We start from the raw sequence: 21,876 nt of genomic DNA on the forward strand, positions 1-21,876 counted from the left end.
TATTCGCCAAGAGACACAGATGCGCGCCTCAAGGAGGGAGATCGAGTGGGCGGCGGGAAAGATCACGATGTCCGCGGCGCCGGCCAACCACGCACTGGCGGTTCCGTCTCGACGGGGTTGGGACAACTCTGCGAGGACGTGGTGCACGCCGCCGGTGTTGATGGAGCCGCACTGACCCTCCTCACCACATCGAGCCGGGTTCGCGACCTGGTCTATGCGACCGACGCTCTGGCCCAGCAGCTCGACGATTTGCAGTTCACGCTCGGCGAGGGTCCGTGTCTGGATGCCTACGACAACCACGACGCCCGGCTACTCTCCGATCTCGACAGCCGAACGGCGAGCCCGTGGCCCACATTCGTCGGTGAGGCGTTCGGCCTCGGTGCTCGTGCCGTGTTCGCCTTCCCGGTGGCCGCCGGAGGGACGCCTCTAGCTGTGCTGGAGTTGTACCGTCGCACAGCCGGCGCGTTGAGTGCCGATGAGTACGCTGCCGCGACGGCGACTGCGACGGCTGCCGGGTACACGGTCACCCGTAATTGGCACGATTACCTCGCCACCCAGGGCGACTACGACGACCGGGTTGCCACGGCCGCAGCCGATATGAGTCACGCACAAGACCACACCACGGACAGGTTCTCCCGGTCAGACGTCTACCTCGCATCCGGCATGGTGGCAGCCCAATTGTCCGTGTCCGCCGATGAAGGGCTGGCCAGGTTGCGGGCATTCTCGTTCCGACACGATCGCTCACTCAAGGACGTCGCGGACGATGTGGTCGCCCGGCGGATGAACCTGCGCACCCTCGACCTGGAAGATCACTGAGCGCAGGCGGATATTCGGGCGCCGCGACGTGAGTCACGCGACGAGGATGCGCTCAGGAAGTGAGCTCGATCAGCCCGACCACCCCGAGCACTCCGCCCAGCAGCCCCGACATCGACAGCAACATCGTGAGGTCACTGCCGCTGATGGAGATGCGCGGTGTCTCGCGGGGCGCGATGCTGCGGGTCGTGCGCGTGACAGAGGGCCGGATCGGCCGATGGCCCCCGACGGTGGGGTCCCACAGCATTCCGGTCATCTCGCGCGGAACGGTCCGCCGCGCATCACGACGGACCAGTACTGGCCTGAGCTGCGATTGACGACCCGGCCGCTCAAGAAAAGTCACGCTGTACATTCTGCCGGTTATCGCAAACTCGCGTCGTCTATCGCGAAATGTTCATCCGTTCGACTCACGGGCCTTACCGGCGATGAGGGTGCCGAAGCAGCGGCGTCACCTCCGGCCGTCACACCCCGATGATCGAAAGCACATTCCCCGATGGGTCCCGGAACCATGCGATGTCCGGACCCTGGTCGTTTCGAGATCCGCGAAAGACCCCCTGCTCGTCTTGGTCGAAGTCGTCGTACCGGTCGAACTCGACCCCTCGTTCGGTCAGCGCGGTCACCGCCGCATCGATATCGGGGACCTCGAAGTTGAGAATGGTGAACACTGCCGGTTCGTGGTCGGGCTTGGGATACACCAGCACGTTGGTGCTGCCGGTCAGGTGCAGGTTGAGCAGCCCCATCGGGCCGTCCTCGACCTCGAGGCCAAGTGTCTCGGAGTAGAAACTCCGGGCCTCCTCGATGTCCTTGACCGCGAACCCACTGAACGCGTTGCTGATGTCGAGCATGTCGATCCTCCTCGCCGGCGGTCACCGCCGATGGTCATCGCCTTGCCAATACCGACCACCGATGTGTCCTCAACTCATCGGTCGACCCCGGCGCTCTTCGGCGGCAGATCGTGCTCGACGGCGGGTGGCGCAAAAGTCACCGCATCTCCTCCGCCTTTCTTCGACTGGTACATCGCGGCGTCAGCCGATGGCGCGAGTGCACTCAGCAGAGCGATGGTTGGTCGAAGGCGTCCCGACTTGGTCATGCAGTGCGCCGCCACGGCAACACCGACGCTCACCGTGATCGGGTAGGCATCATGCGGGTTGCGCAGTACGATCCGCAAACGTTCGGCCAGGTCGACCAGCTGCTCGGCTGAGCCCGTGACAGCGACCGCGAATTCTTCCCCACCGACCCTGGCCACCAGCGCTGCCGGACCCGCCGTCGCGGCAAGTCTGGAGGCAGCGAGTTCGAGGACGGTGTCTCCGGCGTGGTGCCCGTGCTGATCGTTCACCATCTTGAACTCGTCGATGTCCAGCATCAGCACGGCCAGCAAGGTCCGGGGACCGTCGAAGCGCAGCTGGGGGAAGTCCACTTCGAGGCCGCGTCGGTTGCGGAGTTGGGTGAGGTGGTCGCGAAACGCGTCGCTGGCGTCGTGGCCGAGGTTCAGCAGGCCGGACTGCATCATGATCGGCGCCGACAACAGGACCGACAGCAAGACTGCCAGCAGAGCGGATGCGATGAATACGTCTTGCCCGGGAGTGACCAGCACGTTGAGGTACAACGCCACGGTGGTCGACGTGGCGAACGCCAGGTGCGCGGCCAGCCATCGCGGGCTGTGAAATGCGCTGATGTGGGCGGCGGTCACCGCGAACAACACACAGCCGGTCATCGCGACGAACGGGTCGGCGAACGTGAACAGCACCACCGCGACACCCACGTCGGAGTAGACGAGGAACAGCTGCGCAGCTCGTCTTGACGGCCATGGGCCCCGGAGCCAAGCCAGGCCGACGACCATGCTGCTGACCGCAGCAACCAAGACCGCACCTTGCGCGGCGACGGTGTCGCGTGGACCGGCCGGGGACCCCAGCGACAGCAGCGCGGCCACCCCGTAGAAGAACGACCACATCCCGACGGCTTGGCGGTTGACGACCAGGGATCCGCGCGAGCGGTGGTAGTTCAGCGTCCACTGATAATCGAACGGTTGCCGCCACCACCTCCGGATGAAGTGCATGCGGCGGCTCCCAAGCAATTAGTGGGCGGTACGAATCAACACGTGAGCAGGCTGCGAAAATGTCACTCTGTCAATTCGGCATCGAAGGGCCGCGAGATTGCTCGGTGAGATGCAGACCACATAAGAACCGGACGTCGCCGGTTCGGTCGTCCAACATGTGGGAACCGATGGAATGGCCCCTCTGACGGGCGTAGTTGTAGAAACCATGACTGATCTCGCAAGCAAGGCAACCACTCTGCTCGAACTCCACCAGCCAGGAAATCCGGTGATCCTCCCGACGGTGTGGGATGCGTGGTCGGCGAACCTCGCCGTGTCCGCCGGTTTCACGGCTCTGACCGTGGGCAGTCACCCGGTGTCGGATTCGATCGGCAAGGCCGACAACGAGGGCATCACCTTCGATGAGTTGATCACCCGCATCAAGCAGATCACCGAAGCTGTCGACGTACCGATCTCGGTCGACATCGAGTCCGGCTACGGCGAAGACCCCAAGCGACTGATCGATGGCCTGCTCAGTGTCGGCGCTGTGGGTTTGAACATCGAGGACACCGTGCACAGTGAGGGCGGCCGCCTGCGTGAGGCACAGGAGCATGCCGACTTCGTGGGAGCACTGCGTGCAGCATCGGACGCCACCGACACCCACGTGGTGATCAACGCCCGCACCGACCTCTTCGTCAAACAGGTCGGCGATGAAAACGACCGCGTCGACCGCGCCATCGACCGCTTGAAACTGGCGGCCGCCGCCGGCGCCGACGTGCTCTACCCCGTCGGCTTCCACTCCGACGACGTCCACAAGCGCCTCACCGCCGAGCTACCTCTCCCGGTCAACGCGATCGGTCACCCCGCCAACGACGACAAGGCAGCCCTGGCCGCGCTCGGTGTCGCCCGGGTCAGCTTCGGTCCGATCCTGCAGATGGTTTTGGCCGAACGCGCAGGCGAGGTACTCGCACGCTGGAAGTGATCAGCGGCCCGCTCGGCGTCGGCTGTCGCACCGGCGTGCCACCATGTTGACGTGGTTGCGACAGCGGCGGCGCACGCTTTGTGGCGCTCAGGGGTGGGGTTGTCGCTGTGGTTCACCGACGCAGACGGCGAACCGTGCACCGGCCACGTGCCGGACGGACTACCGGAGCCGGTCGCCACAGCGGTGTCGGGACGGTCACTGCGGCGCACCATCACCGTTGCCGGCCCCGGGCCCACCCGTCGCGACGTCTCATCGCTGACACTGGGCCCGGCGGCCTCCTGCGACCTCCTGCGGTCAGTGAGCGATGATCCTGCCGTCGGTGGCGAATTACGTTATTACCGTTTCCTTTTGGAATCCACCGAGCGTTTCGTCAGTGCCGGGGCCGTCGCTCCGGCGGTGAACCGGGTCGCCGGCGAGTGGGCAGTGCGCTGGGCTCCGCTCACCACGGCGGGCTGGCGGGCCTGGCTCTCCACAGCCATCGCGTCCGCGCCACCGGTGATCCTGGAGAACGGCGATTCCACCGCCATCATGGACTTCTGTGGCGAGATGACCGACCACCTCTGCCGCATCCGATGCTCCGACATCGCCCCCAATTCAGTGCGGTCGAGCCTGGTCCGAGGCCTGTTGCCAGACACCGATTCGCCGGAGATGTCGGCGGAACGGGCCGCGTCCGCCGCGGCTGCGTGGGCCAACTGGGCCGACGGCCTCCGGCAGGGCGAGTCCGCGCTGGTACTCCGGCTGTGCGAGCCCGAAGAAGACGACAACGACGACTCCGACCTGGTGACCCGGTGGCGCCTGCAGGTGTGCCGGCGAACCCTGGACCGTCCGGATCAACCCGTGGAGCTGCGCCGGCTGGACCCACATCAGATCGATGAGATCACCACCGAGGTCGCCGGAGCCGTCCGCGCATTTCCCGACCTCAAGGCCGCCCACCACGACCACCATTCCCTTGATTTCCTGCTCTCCACCGACACGGTGCTGGCTCTGCTCGACACCGGAGTCGCCGCGTTGGCGGACGCCGGGTTCGAAGTACTGCTCCCTCGGTCCATCGCCCATGTGAGGCCGACCCTGACGCTGCGGGGCAAGACCGAGGGTGGGCCGCGTTCTCGCGCTGTCATGGTGGGGCTCGGCGAGATCCGGGACTTCCAATGGCAATTGGCCTTGGGCGACGACATTCTCGACGCCTCCGAACTCGAGGCACTGGCGCGCCAGAAGGGTGATCTGGTCAGGATCCGCGGCAAGTGGGTGCGCGCCGACAACGCGGCCTTGTCGAGGTCGGCTGCGTTCATCCAGACGCAACGGGCACTGGCCGAGTCAGGTCAGCCGGCCGACATGGGTGAGCTCTTCAACCTCGTCACCGACGGAGACGACCGGCTGCCGCTACCGGTCGGGCGGGTGGAAGGTCTGTCATGGCTCGACGACATCAAGCGCGGTGGGCAACTGGCCCCACCGCCGCTCGAGGCTCCCGCATCGTTGCGTGCCGAGCTCAGGCCCTACCAACACCGTGGGATGGAGTGGCTGCGGCATCTGAGTTCCCTCGGCATCGGCGCGGTGCTCGCCGACGACATGGGCCTGGGTAAGACCATCCAGGTGCTCGCGCTGATCTGCGGCGAAAGTGCACCAGATGATGCCGGTTCGCGCACAACGCTGCTGGTGTGCCCGATGTCGGTGGTGGGTAACTGGGAACGAGAGATCACCAAGTTCGCGCCCCACCTCACAGTGCTCGTCCATCACGGACCAGGCCGCCTTGCCCACGGGCACTTCGAACCGGCGGCGGCCAAGGTGGATGTTGTCATCACGACGTTTGCGATCGCTTCGCGCGACCGGGCGCTGCTGGGTGCGGTGAAGTGGGACCGCCTCGTGGTGGACGAAGCCCAGCACATCAAGAACGTGAACACCGCCCAGTCCAAAGCGGTGCGGGCGATGTCGGCCCGTCACCGTGTCGCCCTCACGGGCACCCCGGTCGAGAACCGGCTCGAAGATCTTCGTTCGGTCATCGACCTGGTCAATCCCGGACTGCTGGGCACCGCGTCGGTGTTCAAGAACCGCTACGCCGAACCCATTGAGCGCGAACGTGATCGGGATGCGGTACGCAGGCTGTCGGCGGTCACCTCGCCGTTCATCTTGCGGCGGGTCAAAACCGATCCCAGCGTGATCTCCGATCTACCGGAGAAGACCGAGCTGACCGTTCGGGCGAACCTCACCGTCGAGCAGGCCGGGCTGTACCGCGCCGTCATCGACGACCTGATGGATGCGCTCGGAAAGGGCGAGAGCCGACAGCCCGGCAGTGAGCGACGCCGAACGGTGTTCGCCGCCCTGACCCGGCTCAAACAGATCTGCAACCATCCCGCGCACTATCTCGGCGACGGCTCCCCCATCCTCCGCCGGAACGAACACCGCTCGGGCAAGGTCGAATTGCTGGCGGACATGCTCGAGAACATCGTCGCCGACGGCGAGCGCGCTCTGGTCTTCACCCAGTTCACCGCATTCGGCACCATGCTCGAACCATGGTTGTTCGACCGACTGGGCCATCCCCTGTCGTTCCTGCACGGGGGCCTCAGCCGCCCGGCGCGTGACAAACTCGTCGCCGAGTTCGGCGAGGCGGACGGGCCACCTGTGATGATCGCGTCGCTCAAGGCCGGGGGCACCGGTCTCAATCTCACCGCCGCGAATCATGTTGTGCACTTTGATCGTTGGTGGAATCCCGCCGTCGAGAACCAAGCCACGGACCGTGTGTACCGAATCGGCCAGGAGCGCCGTGTGGAGGTACGCAAGTTCGTCTGCGTCGGAACCCTGGAGGAGCGAATAGACCAGCTCATCTCCGACAAACGTGAGCTGTCGGAGATGACCGTGGCCACCGGCGAGAATTGGCTCGCCGACACCGGCGACGACGATCTCTACGAGCTGATGCGCCTGCACGATGAGGCGGTGAGCGAATGAGCCGCAAGAAGAAGGCACCTGAACGCGGTTACGGCCTCACGCCGTGGTCCAAGGCCTTCCTGCTGGCCGTCGAGCCGACTGCCGAACAGCGAAAGATCGTCAAGGCGCGCAGCTATTTTCGGGACCGCAACGTCATCGACCTGGTGATGCGGCCGGGCCGGGTCAGCGCCTTGGTGCAAGGTAGCCAGCTCGACCCCTTCGAGGTGGAGATCAACACGCTCGCAGCCGATCCGGCCACTGTCGTATCCATGCTGCGGCATGAAGGCAAGACAGACGATCTCGTCGCCCTGACGCGCGGCAAGCAACCGCAGTTGCTCGGTTCGCTGGTGATCCCGACCGAGGCGTCGGATCTGCGAGTCGACTGCACGTGCCCCGACGACAGTGACCGCTGTATTCACGTGTTGTCGGTGTGTTTCGAGATCGCGGCGTCGATCGACAAGGAGCCCAGCACCCTGCTCACCGTGATGGGGGTTGAACTCGGCGTCTTGCTGGCCCACCTGCGGGACGCACCATCGGCCGATTCGGCTGAGCCTGACGAAGCCTCTGCACCACCGACCGATATCGACTTCTACGGCGACGGGCGCCAGATGCCGGGACTGCCACATCCACCGCCGATCGACGTGTTGTCCGAGTTGGACACCACTGCCCTGACGGCGGCTCTACGCCGATCGGGTTCTGCGGCGATGGATGTGGCGCAGGCAGTGGACGAGCTGGCTGACCTCTACGCCCGGATCATCCGCTGAGCGACTCTGCGGACGAACTCAGTTGAGAACCGACCTGATGACCTCGGAGACCGGGGTCGACTCCCGTCCGATGAGTGCCTGCAGGTCACCACTTGCCGTGTCCAGCTCGCCGCGCGAGATACCGGCGTCCGCATCGGCAAGCATCGCGGCGACCGGTCCCGGCAGGCCGGCCTGCTCCAGTACGGCGGCGTAGTCGGCCTGCGGGAGGTCCTGGTACGTCACTTCTGCGCCGGAGATCTCACTGATGGCCTTGGCGAATTCGGCATAGGTGAGGCGTTCGCCACCACCGAGCTCGTAGATCTTGCCGCCCTGATCGTCGAGCGTGAGGACTGCGGCTGCGGCGGCGGCGAAGTCGCCCCGGGTCGCAGCGGCGAGACGTCCTTCGCCAGCGGCACCGTACAGTTTGCCGGACTCGACCGCCTGCGGGATGGCTGCCGCGTGGTTCTCCCAGTACCAACCGTTCCGCAAGAGCACGCTGGGCACCGACGACTCGGCCAGGCGGGTCTCGGTGGCCTGATGCTCAGGGGCGAGAGAGATGTTGCTCCGGTCTGCGTTCAGCAGACTCGTGTACGCGATCAGTTGGACACCGGATTGTTCGGCCGCGTCGATGACGTTGATGTGCTGCGCAACCCGCTGGCCCACCTCCGAGCCCGAGACGAGAAGCAGTTTGTCCACGCCCGTCAGTGCCGCCCGTAATGCTGCCGGGTCGCCGTAGTCGGCAGATCGAACGTCGACGCCCTTGTCTTTCAGGGCCGCGGCCTTCAAGGTGTCTCGCACCACTGCGACGATCTCGGTCGAGGGCACACCTCGATCGAGAAGGCTGTCGATGACAAGTGTTCCCAGTTGGCCGGTGGCACCGGTGACCGCTGTTGGCATTTCAAATCCTCCGTCTCAAGCGCCGTCCTCAGCGCTACCGTTTCAGTATGCACTTACTTTTAGTAAGCGCAAGCCGATGAGTAACCATCCTGGTCACAGCTGAGTTATCGTGGAGCAATGGCCGACCAGGTGGACAACTCTCTCGAAGCAGACGTCTTCGCGCGCGACTGTTCATCCCGCGAGACACTCCAGGACGTCACCGGTCGCTGGGGGTTACTTGTTCTCGCGGCACTCGCCGAGGGCAGTTATCGATTCAACGCACTCCGCCGACGAGTCGACGGAGTCAGCGAACGGATGCTCTCGCAGACACTGCAAAACCTCGAACGCGACGGCATGCTCACTCGCACGGTGCTCGAGGCCATCCCGCCCAAGGTCGAATACGAGCTGACGCCGCTGGGCCGGGAGATCGCCGAACGGCTGCACGGCCTGATCGAACTGGTGCAATCGAACATGGACGTCGTCTATGCCGCCCGCGCTGCCTACGACAACCAGTGACTGTCCCACCCGTCAGGAACTCCTGCCAGATTCACCGATCCCGACTCCCTGCCTGAGCTGCCGGTTATTCTCGAAACGTAGCTAACCAGTTGCGATGGGCAGTGGGAGCAGAATGCAACGAGCAAAGATCGCCGGGGTGATCGCTGCTCTCGTGTTGACCCTGGGGACCGTGTTCGGGACCGGCCCGGTGGCGGCGAAGGATCCATTGCCCGTCGACTACAACTTCTTCGCAGGTATCCCCAGCGAACTCACTCGGCCCGGCGGCTCCTTGCCCGGGTCCAACGACTGGAATTGCAAGCCGACTCCCGAACATCCGCGGCCCGTTGTTCTCGTGCACGGTACGGGCGGGGGCGCCCAGACCAACTGGGGTACCTACGCGCCGCTGCTTGCGAACAACGGCTACTGCGTCTTCGCCTTGACCTATGGCGCCATCCCGTGGGCGCCGTGGCCGATCAGCGCACTCGGCGGCTTCGCATCCATCGACAAGAGTGCCGCCGAATTGGCCGCCTTTGTCGACAGGGTGCGCGCATCAACCGGCGCGGCCAAGGTCGACATCGTGGGGCATTCGCAGGGCACCTTGATGCCCACCTACTGGATCAAGTTCCTGGGCGGAGCCGACAAAGTTGACAAGTACATCTCCCTGGCGCCGTTGTGGAACGGCACCAACGTCGCCGCGGCCGGTGAGATCGCAGCCTATGCCAAAGCGCTTGGGATAGACCAGGTTCAGCAGCAGACCATCGGGGCCATCTGCGCGGCGTGCCTGCAGATGACCAAGGGTTCGGACATGCTCAAGAAGCTGCAGCGTGATGGCCTCTATGACCCCGACATCACCTACACCAACATCATGACCCGCTTCGACGAACTCGTTGTTCCATACACGAGCGGGGAACTGCGTGCCGAGAACGCCACGAACATCGTTGTGCAAGATGGATGTTCACTGGACTACTCCGAGCACACCGGCATCGCGGGATCTCGCCGTGCGGCGCAGTTCGTCCTGAACGCACTGGACCCGGCGCACCCTCAGGCAGTCGGATGCGAGTTCGTCCCACCCTTCACCGGCTGAGTATGCGACCCCCGGTCGGGTAGGTCGCGAGTGCGGGCGACAACACATCAGGGCCCAGAATTCATCGGCGGTTGACGGGCGGGATATCCCGTTGAACCAGCCGAACCCGATCGCGGCCGACCACACCGGGAAAGAAGTAGTACCCCTGAGGTGACTCGACCAACGTATCGGCGTCCACGCCGCTCACCTCCCACACGTCAACAGGTCCGCCGGTGTTGTTCATTCGAACGAACCAGTCACACTCGTACTCATTGGCGGCGAGAAAGCACCCTTCTTGCTCCGGCCGATCCGAACCGGCAATGCCACGCGCGGCGCCCATGAGCCGCCAGTCCAACCCGCTCCGAGAGATGGACGCACGATTCTTTACAGACGTGACATGAAACCGAGTTGGGCACTCGCGCTCCGACGCTTCTGATTGCATCCGGCCATTGTGCTGCTCCGAGACCTGAAAGCTAAGTCATTTTTCCAGCGGGACGAGACCATTCGCCTCCACCTACATACGACAGCAAGCGGGCGCTGCTCCCGGCGATTACTTCCGTGCTCCGGCTTGGTCTCACTTCACAAGACCGACAAACCGCCACAACCCCAGGAGCGCATCATGACCGCCATCGCCGACAACCCAACCACGTCCACCCGGACCACGTCCCCCATCAGCCGGAGGTCTCAGATCGCCGGCCGAGTGGTGACCGGACTCGTCAGCATCTTGCTGCTCGTCGACGCGATCTCGCACCTGGCATTGCCGGAAGAGGTGACAAAGGCGTCGTACGAGCTCGGCTTCACCGACGGCGACATCGTTGCCATGGGCGTGGTGATGCTGGGGTGCCTTGCGTTGTACCTGTACCCGCGGACCGCGATTCTCGGTGCGGTACTCCTGACCGGATACTTCGGCGGCGCGACCACATCCCACATGATCGATGAAAAGTCGCTCAGCGCAAGCATTTTCCTGCCAGTCGTCGTCGGCATCGCAGTGTGGGCCGGCCTGTGGCTGCGCAGCGCAACGGTTCGTTCGATCATGCCGCTGGTGCGCTGATCACACACATTTCACCCGACACCTGGACCCGGCGAGATCACCTCGCCGGGTCCACTGGGCTCACCGGACAACCGGCGGGCCGACGTATCGGGCGCTCGGCCGAATGCTCTTGCGGTCCTCGGCCTGCTCGAGAATATTGGCGCACCAGCCCACCATCCGGCTCACCGCGAAGGTGGGTGTGAACATCTGTCGGGGCACTCCGCAACTGTCCATGACGACCCCGGCATAGAACTCGACGTTCGCGTAGAGAGGACGATCCGGATAGGCCTCGGCCAACACCGCGACCACATCCTTCTCCACATCGATGGCGAACTCGGCCAGCGGTCCGCCGAGTCGCGACGCGATGTCACGCAACAGGTCCGACCTCGGGTCGTTGGTGCGGTACACCGCGTGACCGAAACCCATGATGCGGCTACGCCCCGCCAGCTGGGCTTTGGCCCAGGCGGTCGCATCGCCGGTCTCGGCGATCTCGTCGAGCGCATCGAGTGCCCGATCCGGCGCGCCGCCGTGTAGGGGTCCGGAGAATGCGCCGAGTGCCCCACACACCGCGCTGAAGACGTCGGCGCCGGTCGACGCGATCACCCGGGCGGTGAACGTCGATGCATTGAAACCGTGATCGACGGTGGCGATCAAGTACTGCTCGATCGCTCGTGCGCGCTCTGGCTCGGGTTTCTTGCCGGTCAATCCGTACAACCAGTTCTCGGCGGTCGAGAGGTCGTCGCGCGGTGGTAGCGGATCCTCACCCGCTCGAATCCTGTGCAAGGCGGCAAGGATGGTCGGCGTCATCGCCGTGGCGGCCAGCGAGTCGGCAATCCTCTGATCCGGACCCGCATCCCACAGCGGTACAACCGATGTGGTTGCCGCGGCTGCTGACAACACGGTGCGTAGTCGCGCGAGCATCTGCCGTTCGTTGCCGGCCAGGGCGATCGTGCGTAGCAGCGACGACAATTCCGCTGGAATCGCGCGAAGGGCCCGCGTCGTGGCGACAAACGTGTCCAGCTCGTCGGGGTCAGGAAGGCGCCCGTAGACGAACAGGAACCACACTTCTTCGAACGTCTTCGTCCTCGCCAGGTCGATGGCCGAGTACTGGCGATACTGATAGAAGCCCTCGTCACCACGTACATCACCGATCGCGGTATCCGCGACCACGACGTTGCTCAACCCCGGCGGGGCGACCATCACCGACATGTGAATCTCCGATCCATAAGTGTGGTTGTCTGGCAATCACATTCGACCGACGGTTGCCATGTGTCAATGTTGATCGAATCAATGTGAAGGGACCTCGACGATGGCAGTTCGATCGACCGACCACGTGGCCCATCACCGTCGGCGGCGACCCACACCGCTGCGACACGATGGGCGCGACTACCTCACCACCGCGCAAGTCGCCCGGGTGCTCGGCGTCAAAACGCAAACCGTGTACGCCTACGTGAGCCGGGGGCTGTTGACCAGCGCTGCAGTCGACGGAGTCCGGGGCAGCGTGTTCGCCGTCGACGAGGTGGACGCATTGACCCGCCGTTCCGCCGGCCGACCTCCGGCCGGGGTCGTCGAACGCATCCGAACCCAGATCACACTGCTCGACGACGATCATCTCTACTACCGTGGCCAGGATGCCGCCGTGCTCGCCACCTCGGTGGACTTCGAGGCAGTTGCCGCAATGCTGTGGCGGAGCGAGCCCGAATGGGGTCGAAACATGCTGCCCCGCAGTGTGATCAAACAGTTGAGAGCCCTCAGCAACCCCGCTGGCCGCCGTGTCGACATGGCCAGAATGGCCATCGACGTACTCGGATCCCGCGACAACCTCCGCCACCAACTCACCCACGATGTGGTGACCCGCAAGGCCGGCGGCATCCTCGACACGGTGGTCGATTGTTTACCTGTCGCCTCGGGTGAGGACGCGATCGGGCAATCACTCGCGGCAAGGCTGTGGCCACGGCTCACCTCGATCCCGGCCAATCGCGGCCGTGTCCGCTTGCTGAACGCCGCGCTGGTCTTGCTGGCCGACCACGACCTGACTGCGAGCACGGTCGCGGCCAGGGTGGCCGCGAGCGCGCGCGGCAGCATCTATTCGGTGGTCACCGCGGGACTCGGTGCGCTCGACGGGCCGTTGCACGGAGGTGCCGCCACCAGGGCGTCACGATTCCTGACCGACGCGCTGGACAATCCTTCGAGTGCATCGGCACTGTGGTCAGGGCCAGACCAGGCCACACCCGGTTCGGTCACGTGGTGTACCGGGACCACGATCCGCGCGCCGAGGCCCTGTTCGAATTGATCGCCACCACCACCGGCGGCAACCGGAAAGTCATCCGAACCATCGAAGAGTTGCGGAGTATCGCAAGCCAGACCGATTCCGCGTTCCTCAATTCGGATATGGCACTGGCCGCGATCGCGGTTCGCTTCGACATGTCACCCGACGCGGCCGAGACGATCTTCGCGATCGCGCGAATCGCAGGATGGGTTGCCCACGCCATCGAGGAGTACGAGGAGCCGAGACTGCGGTTCCGGCCGCAGGGTGTCTACGTCGGGGTGCGACCACCTGCCCTGTAAGTCGACTGCGAGCCGTCCTCGCTGACGCATCGTTTTGATCGCCGCGCACCGGTTCAAACCCGCGCGCGGTGCACAAAACGGTGCGTGGGCAATCTCCTCCGGAGTCAGTCCTGAGCGTCGAGGCGGGCAGCCACGTCTTCCGGAAATCCGCCGGTGGCAATGGGACTCCAGCGCGACGGGGTGATCCGGATCAGCGACTTGCCTTGTACACGCATCGCCTTGCGGTAGTCGTCCCAGTCGGGGTGCTCACCCGAGATGCTACGAAAGTAGTCGACAAGCGCATCTTCGGCCTCCGGCATGTCGAGCACCTCGGCGGTTCCATCGATCTGGACCCAGGCGCCGTTCCATTCGTCGGACACCACACACACGCTCACCGAGCTGTTACGGCGGGCGTTGGCCGTTTTTGCGCGGCCGGGGTATGTCGATATGACGATGCGGCCTTCCTCGTCCACTCCTCCGGTGACCGGCGAAAGCTGCGGACTGCCATCGGATCGAACCGTACTGAGCAGCATGTGGTGGCGCGGCCGGACAAAGTCCAGCAGTGCTTGGCGTTCGACGTCTGTGGTGGTCGCAATTGTTCTGGCCATGGGATGCAGTCTAGTCCTGTAATCCGGTGCGCAGTTCTCGCTTCAGCAGCTTACCGCTCTGGTTCCGCGGCAGATCTTCCACGAACACAACGCGTTTCGGCACTTTGAAGGGAGCGATCTGCTCCTTGACATGAGCGATCAGGTCATCGGGCGACACATCGCCCGCGTCCGGACGCAGCACGACCACCGCGGTGATCGCCTCGATCCACTTCTCGTCCGGTGTACCGATCACTGCGACCTCCGCGACACCGGGATGGGTGTACACCGCATCTTCGACCTCACGCGATGCCACCAGGATCCCACCGGTGTTGATGACGTCTTTGATCCGGTCGACCACGGTGATGTAGCCCTGCGCGTCACGGGTGACCAGGTCACCGGAATGGAACCAGCCATCCCGGAACGCCTCTTCGGTGGCTGCGGGGTTATCCCAATAGCCTTGGCACAGTTGCGGAGAGCGGTAGAGCACCTCACCGGGGGTGCCGTCGGCGACGTCGTTGCCGTCGGTGTCCACCACTCGTGTCTCGACAAAGAACACTGCTCTGCCGCATGACGCCGGCCGATCCGCATGCTCCTCGGGTTGCAGAACCGTTGCCAGTGGGCCGATTTCGGACTGACCGAAGCAGTTGTAGAAGGCGATGTCGGGGTAGCGTTCGCGTAGCCGGTTCAGCACGGTGACCGGCATGATGGAGGCACCGTACTGGGCCTTACGCAGGGTCGAGAGATCGCGGGTCTCGAGATCGGGATGACCGGCCAGCGGCACCCACACGGTCGGCGCCAGGAACAGCGACCCGATCTTCTCGACTTCGATGCGCCGCAGGATCTCCGGGATGTCCGGAGTCTCTATGAGGCTGATCGTGGCTCCCACCGACAGGTACGGGAGCATGAACACGTGCATGCCCGCCGAGTGGTAGAGCGGCATGCAGATGAGCGGATTGTCCGACTCGGTGAAGGCAAGCGCCATCACCGAAGACACGTATTCGTGGACCATGGCGCCGTGGGTCATCATCGCGCCCTTGGGTTTCGACGTGGTTCCCGAGGTGTAGAGCAATTGCACGAGGCTGGTCTCGTCAACCGGGTCGTCGATGTCCGGGATGTCTCCCGAACTGCAGCGCTCCAGTAGTGAATCCGTGTCGTCACGTAAAGCAACGATGTGCTCGACGTCCAGCTGTTCGGCTACGGGCGTGAGGCCCGGCCGAAGTGCCGGGTCCACCAACACCGCACGACTTCCCGACTGCCCGACGAGGTATTCGAGCTCGCCACCCTTCAGCGCATAGTTGACAGGTACATGGACCAGTCCGGCGCGGGCGCAGGCCAAGAATCCGATGAGGTATGCGTCGGAGTTGGTGCCGTACGCCGCGACCCGATCACCTCCGCTCAGGCCTATCGACCGGAGGTGTCCCGCGGCCCTGCTGACTGCGGCATCCAGATCGCGATAGGACCACAAGCGATCGGCGAACCGGAGTGCGATGCGATCAGGGAATTTGGCCGCGCTCCGCCGGAGGATGCCGTCGACGGTACTGGCACGAAACATTGTGCTCATGGGAACAAACTTTATAGGAAGTCCAAGTATCTCGACCGCACATCTGTCGTGAGAAGCTGGGCGCCATGACCGTCTCATCCACTCTGATCCGCGGTGCGCGATTGGTTCCGGTCGGCCGACCAACCCCCACAGATCTCCCCCTCGACATCCGGATCGACGACGGAACGGTGACCGAGATCGCTGCCGGGCTTCGCCCACGCGGCGCGGAGACGGTGATCGACGCCGACGGCCGCTGGGGCATCCCCGGACTCTGGGACCAGCACGCTCACCTGACCTGGTGGGCCCAAAGCCGTTCCAAATTGGACGTATCCGGCACTTCAGGTCCTGGCGACGTGCTGCGCATCGTCGCCGACCACGTGGCGTCACTGCCCCACCCCTGGCGGTCCGGCGCGATCGTCGGCTACGGATTCCGAACGGCCACCTGGCCCGAACAGCCAACCGCTGCCATGCTCGACACCGTCAGCGGACCCCATCCGGTCATCCTGGCCAGCGGCGACGGTCACACCGGCTGGCTGAACACCAAAGCTCTTGCACTTCTGGGGGTTCCGCTTCGCGACGGGCCACTTCTGGAGTCCGAGTGGTTCGACCTGCAACACCATGTCAGTACCCTGACCGCCGCATCGGAGAACATCGACGACCTGCTGCGCGCGACCATCTCGGACGCAGCGAGCAAAGGTGTTGTCGGTGTCGTCGACTTCGAGATGGCTGCGGGCTACCAGGAGTGGCCGGGACGATTTGCCCGCGGTATCGATCAGATCCGCATCCGGCCGGTCACGTACCCCGACAGACTCGACGATGTCCTGGCGGCAGGTCTGCGAACGGGCAGCGAACTCGCCGACGGACGAGGGTTGCTGACCATGGGTCCGTTGAAGATCTTCTCGGACGGGTCGCTCAACACCCGGACCGCGTTCTGCTGCGAGCCCTATACCGACACCGAACACCACACACTCGGCCACCAGGCATACGACCACCAGTCCCTCGTGGAGTTGCTCACCCGTGGACACCGCGGCGGCATGGACATCGCCTTGCACGCCATCGGTGATGCTGCGGTGGACCAAGCACTGAGCGCGTTCGAGGCAACAGGCGCGCGCGGCGGCATCGAACACGTGCAACTCATCCGCCACGACGACATCCGGCGGATGCGAGAACTGGGCGTACGGGCGAGTGTCCAACCGGCCCATCTGGTCGACGACCGGGAGGTGGCCCGGCAATGCTGGTCCGACCGCACCGACCGTTGTTTCGCCCTTCGTTCGATGCTGCGGGGTGGTGTCACACTCGCGCTCGGCTCCGATGCACCGGTTGCGCCGCTCGATCCGAGAATCGCGATGGCAGCAGCCGTCGATCGGGGCGCCGACGCGACAACCGAGCCGTGGAACCCCGATGAGGCGCTCACCCCGGCGCAGGCCCTCTCGGCCAGTACTGATGGGCAGACCACGGTGGCAGTGGGCAGTCGGGGCGATGTGGTGCTGCTCGACGACAATCCGATCACATCAGGTACGTCGACACAGATGGGCGCTCGTCTGCGCACACTCGGGGTCGCCGCCACCCTTGTCCGCGGCCGGCCCGTTCACCTGGCCCTGTAACGGCGAACGGGACAGCACGACTTGGGGGCAAACCTCTCGTTACGGTAGGTTTGCGGGCGGTCCGGCCACGTCTGCCGGCCACCACTCCGACTGCCCACATCAGCTCGAAAGGACGCGCGTGCCCAGCACGAACTCCGTCACCCATTCTCAGAACCCGCCGGCGACGGTGCGCGCACTCGTGCGTTCACCACGCGATCTCCGGCGGGAGGTGCTGGCAGGTCTGGTGGTGGCGCTCGCGCTGATCCCCGAGGCCATCTCGTTCTCGATAATCGCCGGGGTCGACCCGCGCGTGGGGCTGTTCGCGTCGTTCACCATGGCCGTCACCATCGCCGTGGTCGGAGGCCGGCCGGCGATGATCTCCGCGGCCACCGGCGCTGTCGCGCTTGTCTTGGCGCCGATCGTCGACGACTACGGACTCGACTACCTCATCGCCACCGTCATCCTCGCCGGCATCTTTCAGATCGCGCTCAGCGTGATCGGTATCGCCAAGTTGATGCGCTTCATTCCCCGAAGCGTGATGACCGGGTTCGTCAACGCGTTGGCAATCCTCATCTTCGGAGCCCAGCTGCCGCATCTCATCGGCGACGACATCCCTTGGCTCGTCTACCCCCTGGTGGCAACGGGTTTGGCGATCATCGTGCTGTTGCCCCGGCTCACCACGGCCATTCCCTCGCCACTTGTGGCGATCGTGGGTTTGACGGTGGTGGTCACCGCGTTCGGCTGGGATGTCCCCTCGGTGGAAGACGAAGGCGCATTGCCCGATTCGCTACCGTCCCTGTTGATCCCCGATGTGCCGTTCACGATGCACACCCTGTCGGCCATCGCGCCTTACGCACTGGCGATGGCCCTCGTGGGACTGATGGAGTCGCTGATGACAGCCAAGCTGGTCGACGACATCACCGACACACACTCCGACAAGACCCGCGAAGGGTGGGGCCAAGGAGTGGCCAACGTCGTCACCGGGTTCTTCGGCGGCATGGGCGGCTGCGCGATGATCGGTCAGACGATGATCAACGTCAAGCAATCGGGCGCCCGCACCAGACTGTCGACGTTCCTCGCCGGGTTGTTCCTGTTGATCCTTGTCGTGGTTCTCGGCGACATCGTCGGTGTCATCCCGATGGCCGCCCTGGTCGCCGTGATGATCATGGTGTCGGTCGGTACGTTTGACTGGCACAGCGTCCATCCCCGAACGCTGCGGGTGATGCCGTTTCCGGAAACTCTTGTCATGCTGGTCACCGTTGCCGCAACGGTTTTCACCAGCAATCTCGCCATCGGCGTTGTTCTCGGCGTACTCACCGCAATGGTGCTGTTCGCCCGCCGGGTCGCACATCTCACCACGGTCACGCCGGTCACCGAAAACGACCCAGAGAGTACCGATTTCGCCGAGGTGCGTCGCTACCGGGTCACCGGACAGCTGTTCTTCGCGTCGAGCAATGACCTGGTCTATCAGTTCGACTATGCGGGCGATCCCGACAGGGTCATCATCGACCTGAGCGATGCCGACGTCTGGGATGCGTCGACGGTCGCCAGTCTCGATGCAGTACTGGGCAAGTACCGGGCGCGTGGCAAACGGGCCACGATCGTCGGGCTGGAGGGCGCGGGGCTCGCGCGTCTGGAACGGTTGTCGGGCCGACTCGGCGCATCCGACTGATGGCCGGGAACCGCATGAAGGTGGGCGAGGTTGCCGATCGGCTCGGCCTGTCGGTCCGGACACTTCGCCATTACGAAGACATCGACCTGGTGGCACCGACAGCCCGCACAGAAGGCAATTTCCGGCTCTACACGGAAGACGACGTGCGACGTCTGCTGATCATCCGACGGATGAAACCACTGGGCTACAGCCTCGACGAGATGCGCACGTTCTTACGCGCCGTGGATGCAATACACGGTTCCGACAAGCCAGATCCCGCTGCCCGCATCGTCATCGACGAGGTGAGAGCCGACGCCCGAAACCGCTACGAACGCCTGCTCACCCACGTCGAGTACGCCACCGAGTTCATCGGCATACTCGACGACCTCGACTGACAGCGGGACTCCTCAGTCCTCCAGTTTGAAACCGACCTTCAGGGTGACCTGGAAGTGCGCGAGCTCTCCGTTCTCCACGTGTCCTCGGGTCTCGATCACCTCGAACCAATCCACGTTGCGCAGCGACTTGTTGGCCCGGGCTATCGCGGTCTTGATCGCATCGTCGGTACTTGTTGTCGACGACCCGACGATCTCGGTGACGCGGTAAACGTTGTCGCTCATGCGAATCTCCATTCTCGTTCTGCTCGGCGAGGGTTTTTTGATCTCTCGCCCAACCCACGTTAGGCGATCGCGGCGCCGCACGACATCGATCTCGACGTCGGTCACCGTTGCCCCGTGGAATCGGACTCCTGCCGTTACCATCACGCCATGGGCTTGCCCGTCCCGCGTCGACTGCGCTCGCTGCCTGCGGCCGTGGGTTCGCGCGACCACGGTTTCGATGCGCTGCGGAGGGCGGTGCGCACCGCGATCATCGTCCCGATCGTGGCTGCAATCGCCGTGCATGTCGGCGGCCCCCAGACTCCGTTGTTCGCCATCTTCGGCACCATTGCGCTACTGGTGCTGGTCGACTTCCCGGGCAACCGCACTCGACGTGCCGTCAGCTTCGCCGGCCTCGCCGTTGTCGGATACGTATTCATCACCGTCGGAACGATTCTGGCGACGCCTGCTTGGGTGGGCGTGGTCTCGATGCTGGTGGTCGGGGTGGTGGTGTCGTACCTGGCCATTCTCAGTTCCAGTTTTGCCGCAGGTCAGCGCGCGGCTCTTCTCGCGTTTGTCCTGCCGGTGGCAGTTCCCGATGTCGGACCGATCTCTGACCGACTGTTGGGTTGGACTCTGGCCCTGGTGTTCTGCATCCCGGCTGCGCTGTATTTCCTGCCCCCGGATCACCACGATGCGCTGCGCCGCCGGGCCCGGGAAGTCTGCGAGGCTCTTGCCGAACACATCGCCATGAGCCACAACGACACCGCGTCCACCGCGTCCACCGCGTCCACCGCGTCCACCGCGTCCACCGCGCGAGTCATGGACGCGATGAGCAACTTGCGTCAGGCGTACCTGGGCACCGACAGCCGACCTACGGGGCTCACGGCCGGCAGCCGAGCTCTGGCACGCGTGGTGGACGACCTCGAATGGCTTGCCGCTCAGACCACTCACGGCGAGACCCGGTTGCCCGATGTAGTCCGAGACGCTGCCTCGGCGGTCCTGCGTCGTTGCGTCGAGGTGCTCCGCGAAGGCAGGTCACCAGAAGACGATGACCTGTACCGGCAACGACTCGTCTCCACAGCAACGGACCTGACCTCGGTGTTGCGAAATCGATTCGGTCACAACGTCGAACAGATCGTGGCCGAGCCGAGCGAGCCCGAGGCGGAAGCAACTGGCGCCCGACTGCTCACGGTTCACACCGTCGGCACAACAGTGGCTCTCGTCGGGCGGACCATCGCGTGGTCGTCTGCTGCCGATGCGCGGCCGATGATCGCCAAGGTGCTGGGCAGGCAGTTGCCACCGACCGGCGCAGCAGATCTCGTGCTCTCCGAACTCGAGGCCACCCGAAAAGCCGCATCCCCGGTCGTCATCGCCCGGTCGGTGATTGCCCGCAACGCCCTTCGCACCGGTGTGGGCCTCGCTGCCGCAGTGGCCCTCATTCAGGTGGTGCCGGTGCAGCACGGGTTCTGGGTGGTGCTGGGCGCGATGTCGGTTCTGCGCAGCAGTGCCCTGACCACGGGCTCGAAAGTGGTACGGGCAGTTGCGGGAACCACCGCGGGGTTTGTCATCGGCGGAGCCATCGTCGTCGTGTTGGGGACCAACGGCACCCTGTTGTGGATTCTGCTTCCCTTTGCAGCTTTCGGAGCCGCCTACATTCCCAAGGTCTTCTCCTTTGCCGCCGGTCAAGCCGCGTTCACGGTGCTGGTGATCACCATGTTCAACATTCTCAAGCCCAGCGGTTGGCACGTGGGCCTGATTCGCGTAGAGGATGTTGCCATCGGATGCGCAGTGGCAGTGGTGGTCTCGTTTCTCCTCTGGCCCCGAGGTGTCGCAGCGACGGCACGCGCAGCCATCGACAGCGCAACCGGCCAGTACCTGCAGTACCTCGATGTTGTGGTGGGCCGATTACTCCGGGGCGCCGACCGCTCGGCGAACGCCGACGTCACCAAGCATCGCAACCTGAGTGTCATCGCTTATCGCACTGCCGATGATGCGGCACGCCAATATCTTTCAGAAAGTGGTGGGCCCACGGACGAGAGAACGCCCATGCTCCGAGCTTTCGGACACGCCACTCGCCTCCGCGTGGTCGCCGATTCGATCGCAGACCTCCCGTTGCCGCCCGACCCGGACGGCCATCCGCGACTTCGGGCGGTGGTCAGGCGCCACACCGCCAAGATCCGGAGCGGCCATACGACGCACGCCGACGGCGGAGTCGGGATCGCCGAGGATGCCGTGTCGGCTCTGCGCGCGGACACCGCCGATCACCCATTGGACATGGCCACTGCGCGACCACTGATCGGCACATGCGCGTATCTCGGCGAACTCGAACTGATGTACGGCGCTGCCGAGCCGTCTGCTGCGTCCCCACTCGGACGGCCGAGCACCTAGCCGCCCTGTCCGACGAACGGTCGACTCCGAG

General features: G+C 64.6%; 22 protein-coding genes. 13 read left to right on the forward strand and 9 right to left on the reverse strand.

The genetic code is table 11. From position 1 onward, the window contains the following. Positions 1–45: 45 nt before the first annotated feature. Positions 46–816: a GAF and ANTAR domain-containing protein gene (locus ACVWY6_RS14540; protein ID WP_457538950.1), complete on the forward strand. Its 771-nt coding sequence runs from the start codon at positions 46–48 to the stop codon at positions 814–816. 52 nt (positions 817–868) lie between these two features. Here ACVWY6_RS14540 and ACVWY6_RS14545 read toward each other — a convergent pair whose 3' ends face one another. The 3 genes from ACVWY6_RS14545 to ACVWY6_RS14555 all read right to left on the reverse strand — a co-directional run bounded on the left by ACVWY6_RS14545 (position 869) and on the right by ACVWY6_RS14555 (position 2,869). Further along, on the reverse strand, positions 869–1,156 hold the full coding sequence (locus ACVWY6_RS14545) for a hypothetical protein (protein WP_457538952.1): 288 nt from the start codon (positions 1,154–1,156) through the stop codon (positions 869–871). 118 nt (positions 1,157–1,274) lie between these two features. Further along, the gene (locus tag ACVWY6_RS14550) at positions 1,275–1,658 is read right to left on the reverse strand and encodes a VOC family protein (RefSeq protein WP_457538954.1); all 384 of its coding nucleotides are present in this window, start codon (positions 1,656–1,658) and stop codon (positions 1,275–1,277) included. 74 nt (positions 1,659–1,732) lie between these two features. Then, positions 1,733–2,869, reverse strand: coding sequence for a diguanylate cyclase (locus tag ACVWY6_RS14555; RefSeq protein WP_457538955.1), 1,137 nt, complete (start codon positions 2,867–2,869; stop codon positions 1,733–1,735). A gap of 205 nt (positions 2,870–3,074) precedes the next feature. Here ACVWY6_RS14555 and ACVWY6_RS14560 point away from each other — a divergent pair, with 205 nt between their 5' ends. From ACVWY6_RS14560 to ACVWY6_RS14570, 3 genes are read left to right on the forward strand one after another with little or no spacing between them, the layout of a single operon-like run. Next, positions 3,075–3,827 (forward strand): isocitrate lyase/PEP mutase family protein, encoded by a 753-nt coding sequence (locus ACVWY6_RS14560; protein WP_030165905.1) that lies wholly within the window; start codon positions 3,075–3,077, stop codon positions 3,825–3,827. Positions 3,828–3,878: 51 nt separating this feature from the next. After that, the gene (locus ACVWY6_RS14565) at positions 3,879–6,767 is read left to right on the forward strand and encodes a DEAD/DEAH box helicase (protein ID WP_457538958.1); all 2,889 of its coding nucleotides are present in this window, start codon (positions 3,879–3,881) and stop codon (positions 6,765–6,767) included. After that, positions 6,764–7,510 carry an SWIM zinc finger family protein gene (locus ACVWY6_RS14570; RefSeq protein ID WP_457538960.1) on the forward strand — a complete coding sequence of 249 codons (747 nt, stop codon included), beginning with the start codon at positions 6,764–6,766 and terminating at the stop codon, positions 7,508–7,510. The genes ACVWY6_RS14565 and ACVWY6_RS14570 overlap by 4 nt, the downstream gene beginning before the upstream one ends. A gap of 18 nt (positions 7,511–7,528) precedes the next feature. On the opposite strand, the gene ACVWY6_RS14575 is transcribed toward ACVWY6_RS14570, so the two are convergent. Beyond that, the gene (locus ACVWY6_RS14575; protein WP_457538961.1) at positions 7,529–8,386 is read right to left on the reverse strand and encodes an SDR family oxidoreductase; all 858 of its coding nucleotides are present in this window, start codon (positions 8,384–8,386) and stop codon (positions 7,529–7,531) included. A 117-nt stretch (positions 8,387–8,503) separates the two neighbouring features. Here ACVWY6_RS14575 and ACVWY6_RS14580 point away from each other — a divergent pair, with 117 nt between their 5' ends. Together ACVWY6_RS14580 and ACVWY6_RS14585 are read left to right on the forward strand one after the other, a co-directional pair. Next, entirely contained in the window at positions 8,504–8,881 is a 378-nt protein-coding gene (locus tag ACVWY6_RS14580; RefSeq protein WP_099382587.1) for a winged helix-turn-helix transcriptional regulator, read from the forward strand. Positions 8,882–8,993: 112 nt separating this feature from the next. Further along, positions 8,994–9,944 (forward strand): esterase/lipase family protein, encoded by a 951-nt coding sequence (locus ACVWY6_RS14585; protein ID WP_030165920.1) that lies wholly within the window; start codon positions 8,994–8,996, stop codon positions 9,942–9,944. Positions 9,945–10,005: 61 nt separating this feature from the next. Here ACVWY6_RS14585 and ACVWY6_RS14590 read toward each other — a convergent pair whose 3' ends face one another. Further along, positions 10,006–10,167, reverse strand: a complete 162-nt coding sequence (locus ACVWY6_RS14590) for a hypothetical protein (RefSeq protein WP_245968898.1) — start codon at positions 10,165–10,167, stop codon at positions 10,006–10,008. A gap of 375 nt (positions 10,168–10,542) precedes the next feature. Here ACVWY6_RS14590 and ACVWY6_RS14595 point away from each other — a divergent pair, with 375 nt between their 5' ends. Continuing rightward, positions 10,543–10,974 (forward strand): DoxX family protein, encoded by a 432-nt coding sequence (locus tag ACVWY6_RS14595; protein WP_457538964.1) that lies wholly within the window; start codon positions 10,543–10,545, stop codon positions 10,972–10,974. Positions 10,975–11,034: 60 nt separating this feature from the next. On the opposite strand, the gene ACVWY6_RS14600 is transcribed toward ACVWY6_RS14595, so the two are convergent. Beyond that, positions 11,035–12,162 carry a citrate/2-methylcitrate synthase gene (locus ACVWY6_RS14600; RefSeq protein ID WP_457538966.1) on the reverse strand — a complete coding sequence of 376 codons (1,128 nt, stop codon included), beginning with the start codon at positions 12,160–12,162 and terminating at the stop codon, positions 11,035–11,037. Between the two features lie 100 nt (positions 12,163–12,262). Between ACVWY6_RS14600 and ACVWY6_RS14605 the strand changes: the two genes are divergently transcribed. Next, entirely contained in the window at positions 12,263–13,246 is a 984-nt protein-coding gene (locus tag ACVWY6_RS14605) for a citrate/2-methylcitrate synthase (RefSeq protein WP_457538968.1), read from the forward strand. Further along, the gene (locus ACVWY6_RS14610) at positions 13,198–13,521 is read left to right on the forward strand and encodes a citrate/2-methylcitrate synthase (RefSeq protein WP_457538970.1); all 324 of its coding nucleotides are present in this window, start codon (positions 13,198–13,200) and stop codon (positions 13,519–13,521) included. Before ACVWY6_RS14605 ends, ACVWY6_RS14610 begins: the two co-directional genes overlap by 49 nt. Positions 13,522–13,625: 104 nt before the next feature. On the opposite strand, the gene ACVWY6_RS14615 is transcribed toward ACVWY6_RS14610, so the two are convergent. Next, positions 13,626–14,108, reverse strand: coding sequence for a PPOX class F420-dependent oxidoreductase (locus ACVWY6_RS14615; RefSeq protein WP_457538972.1), 483 nt, complete (start codon positions 14,106–14,108; stop codon positions 13,626–13,628). Between the two features lie 10 nt (positions 14,109–14,118). Further along, on the reverse strand, positions 14,119–15,648 hold the full coding sequence (locus ACVWY6_RS14620; protein ID WP_457538974.1) for an acyl-CoA synthetase: 1,530 nt from the start codon (positions 15,646–15,648) through the stop codon (positions 14,119–14,121). A gap of 65 nt (positions 15,649–15,713) precedes the next feature. Between ACVWY6_RS14620 and ACVWY6_RS14625 the strand changes: the two genes are divergently transcribed. From ACVWY6_RS14625 to ACVWY6_RS14635, 3 genes are all read left to right on the forward strand, one after another. Further along, entirely contained in the window at positions 15,714–17,231 is a 1,518-nt protein-coding gene (locus tag ACVWY6_RS14625) for an amidohydrolase (protein WP_457538976.1), read from the forward strand. 118 nt (positions 17,232–17,349) lie between these two features. Then, complete coding sequence (locus tag ACVWY6_RS14630; RefSeq protein ID WP_457538977.1) at positions 17,350–18,882, forward strand: SulP family inorganic anion transporter; 1,533 nt, start codon at positions 17,350–17,352, stop codon at positions 18,880–18,882. A gap of 14 nt (positions 18,883–18,896) precedes the next feature. Beyond that, positions 18,897–19,256, forward strand: a complete 360-nt coding sequence (locus ACVWY6_RS14635; RefSeq protein ID WP_457538979.1) for a MerR family transcriptional regulator — start codon at positions 18,897–18,899, stop codon at positions 19,254–19,256. A gap of 12 nt (positions 19,257–19,268) precedes the next feature. On the opposite strand, the gene ACVWY6_RS14640 is transcribed toward ACVWY6_RS14635, so the two are convergent. Then, complete coding sequence (locus ACVWY6_RS14640) at positions 19,269–19,478, reverse strand: dodecin (RefSeq protein WP_062797488.1); 210 nt, start codon at positions 19,476–19,478, stop codon at positions 19,269–19,271. A gap of 147 nt (positions 19,479–19,625) precedes the next feature. Here ACVWY6_RS14640 and ACVWY6_RS14645 point away from each other — a divergent pair, with 147 nt between their 5' ends. Continuing rightward, the gene (locus tag ACVWY6_RS14645; protein ID WP_457538981.1) at positions 19,626–21,845 is read left to right on the forward strand and encodes an FUSC family protein; all 2,220 of its coding nucleotides are present in this window, start codon (positions 19,626–19,628) and stop codon (positions 21,843–21,845) included. The last annotated feature ends 31 nt before the right edge of the window (positions 21,846–21,876 follow it).

The sequence above is a fragment of the Williamsia sp. R60 genome (assembly GCF_054063855.1).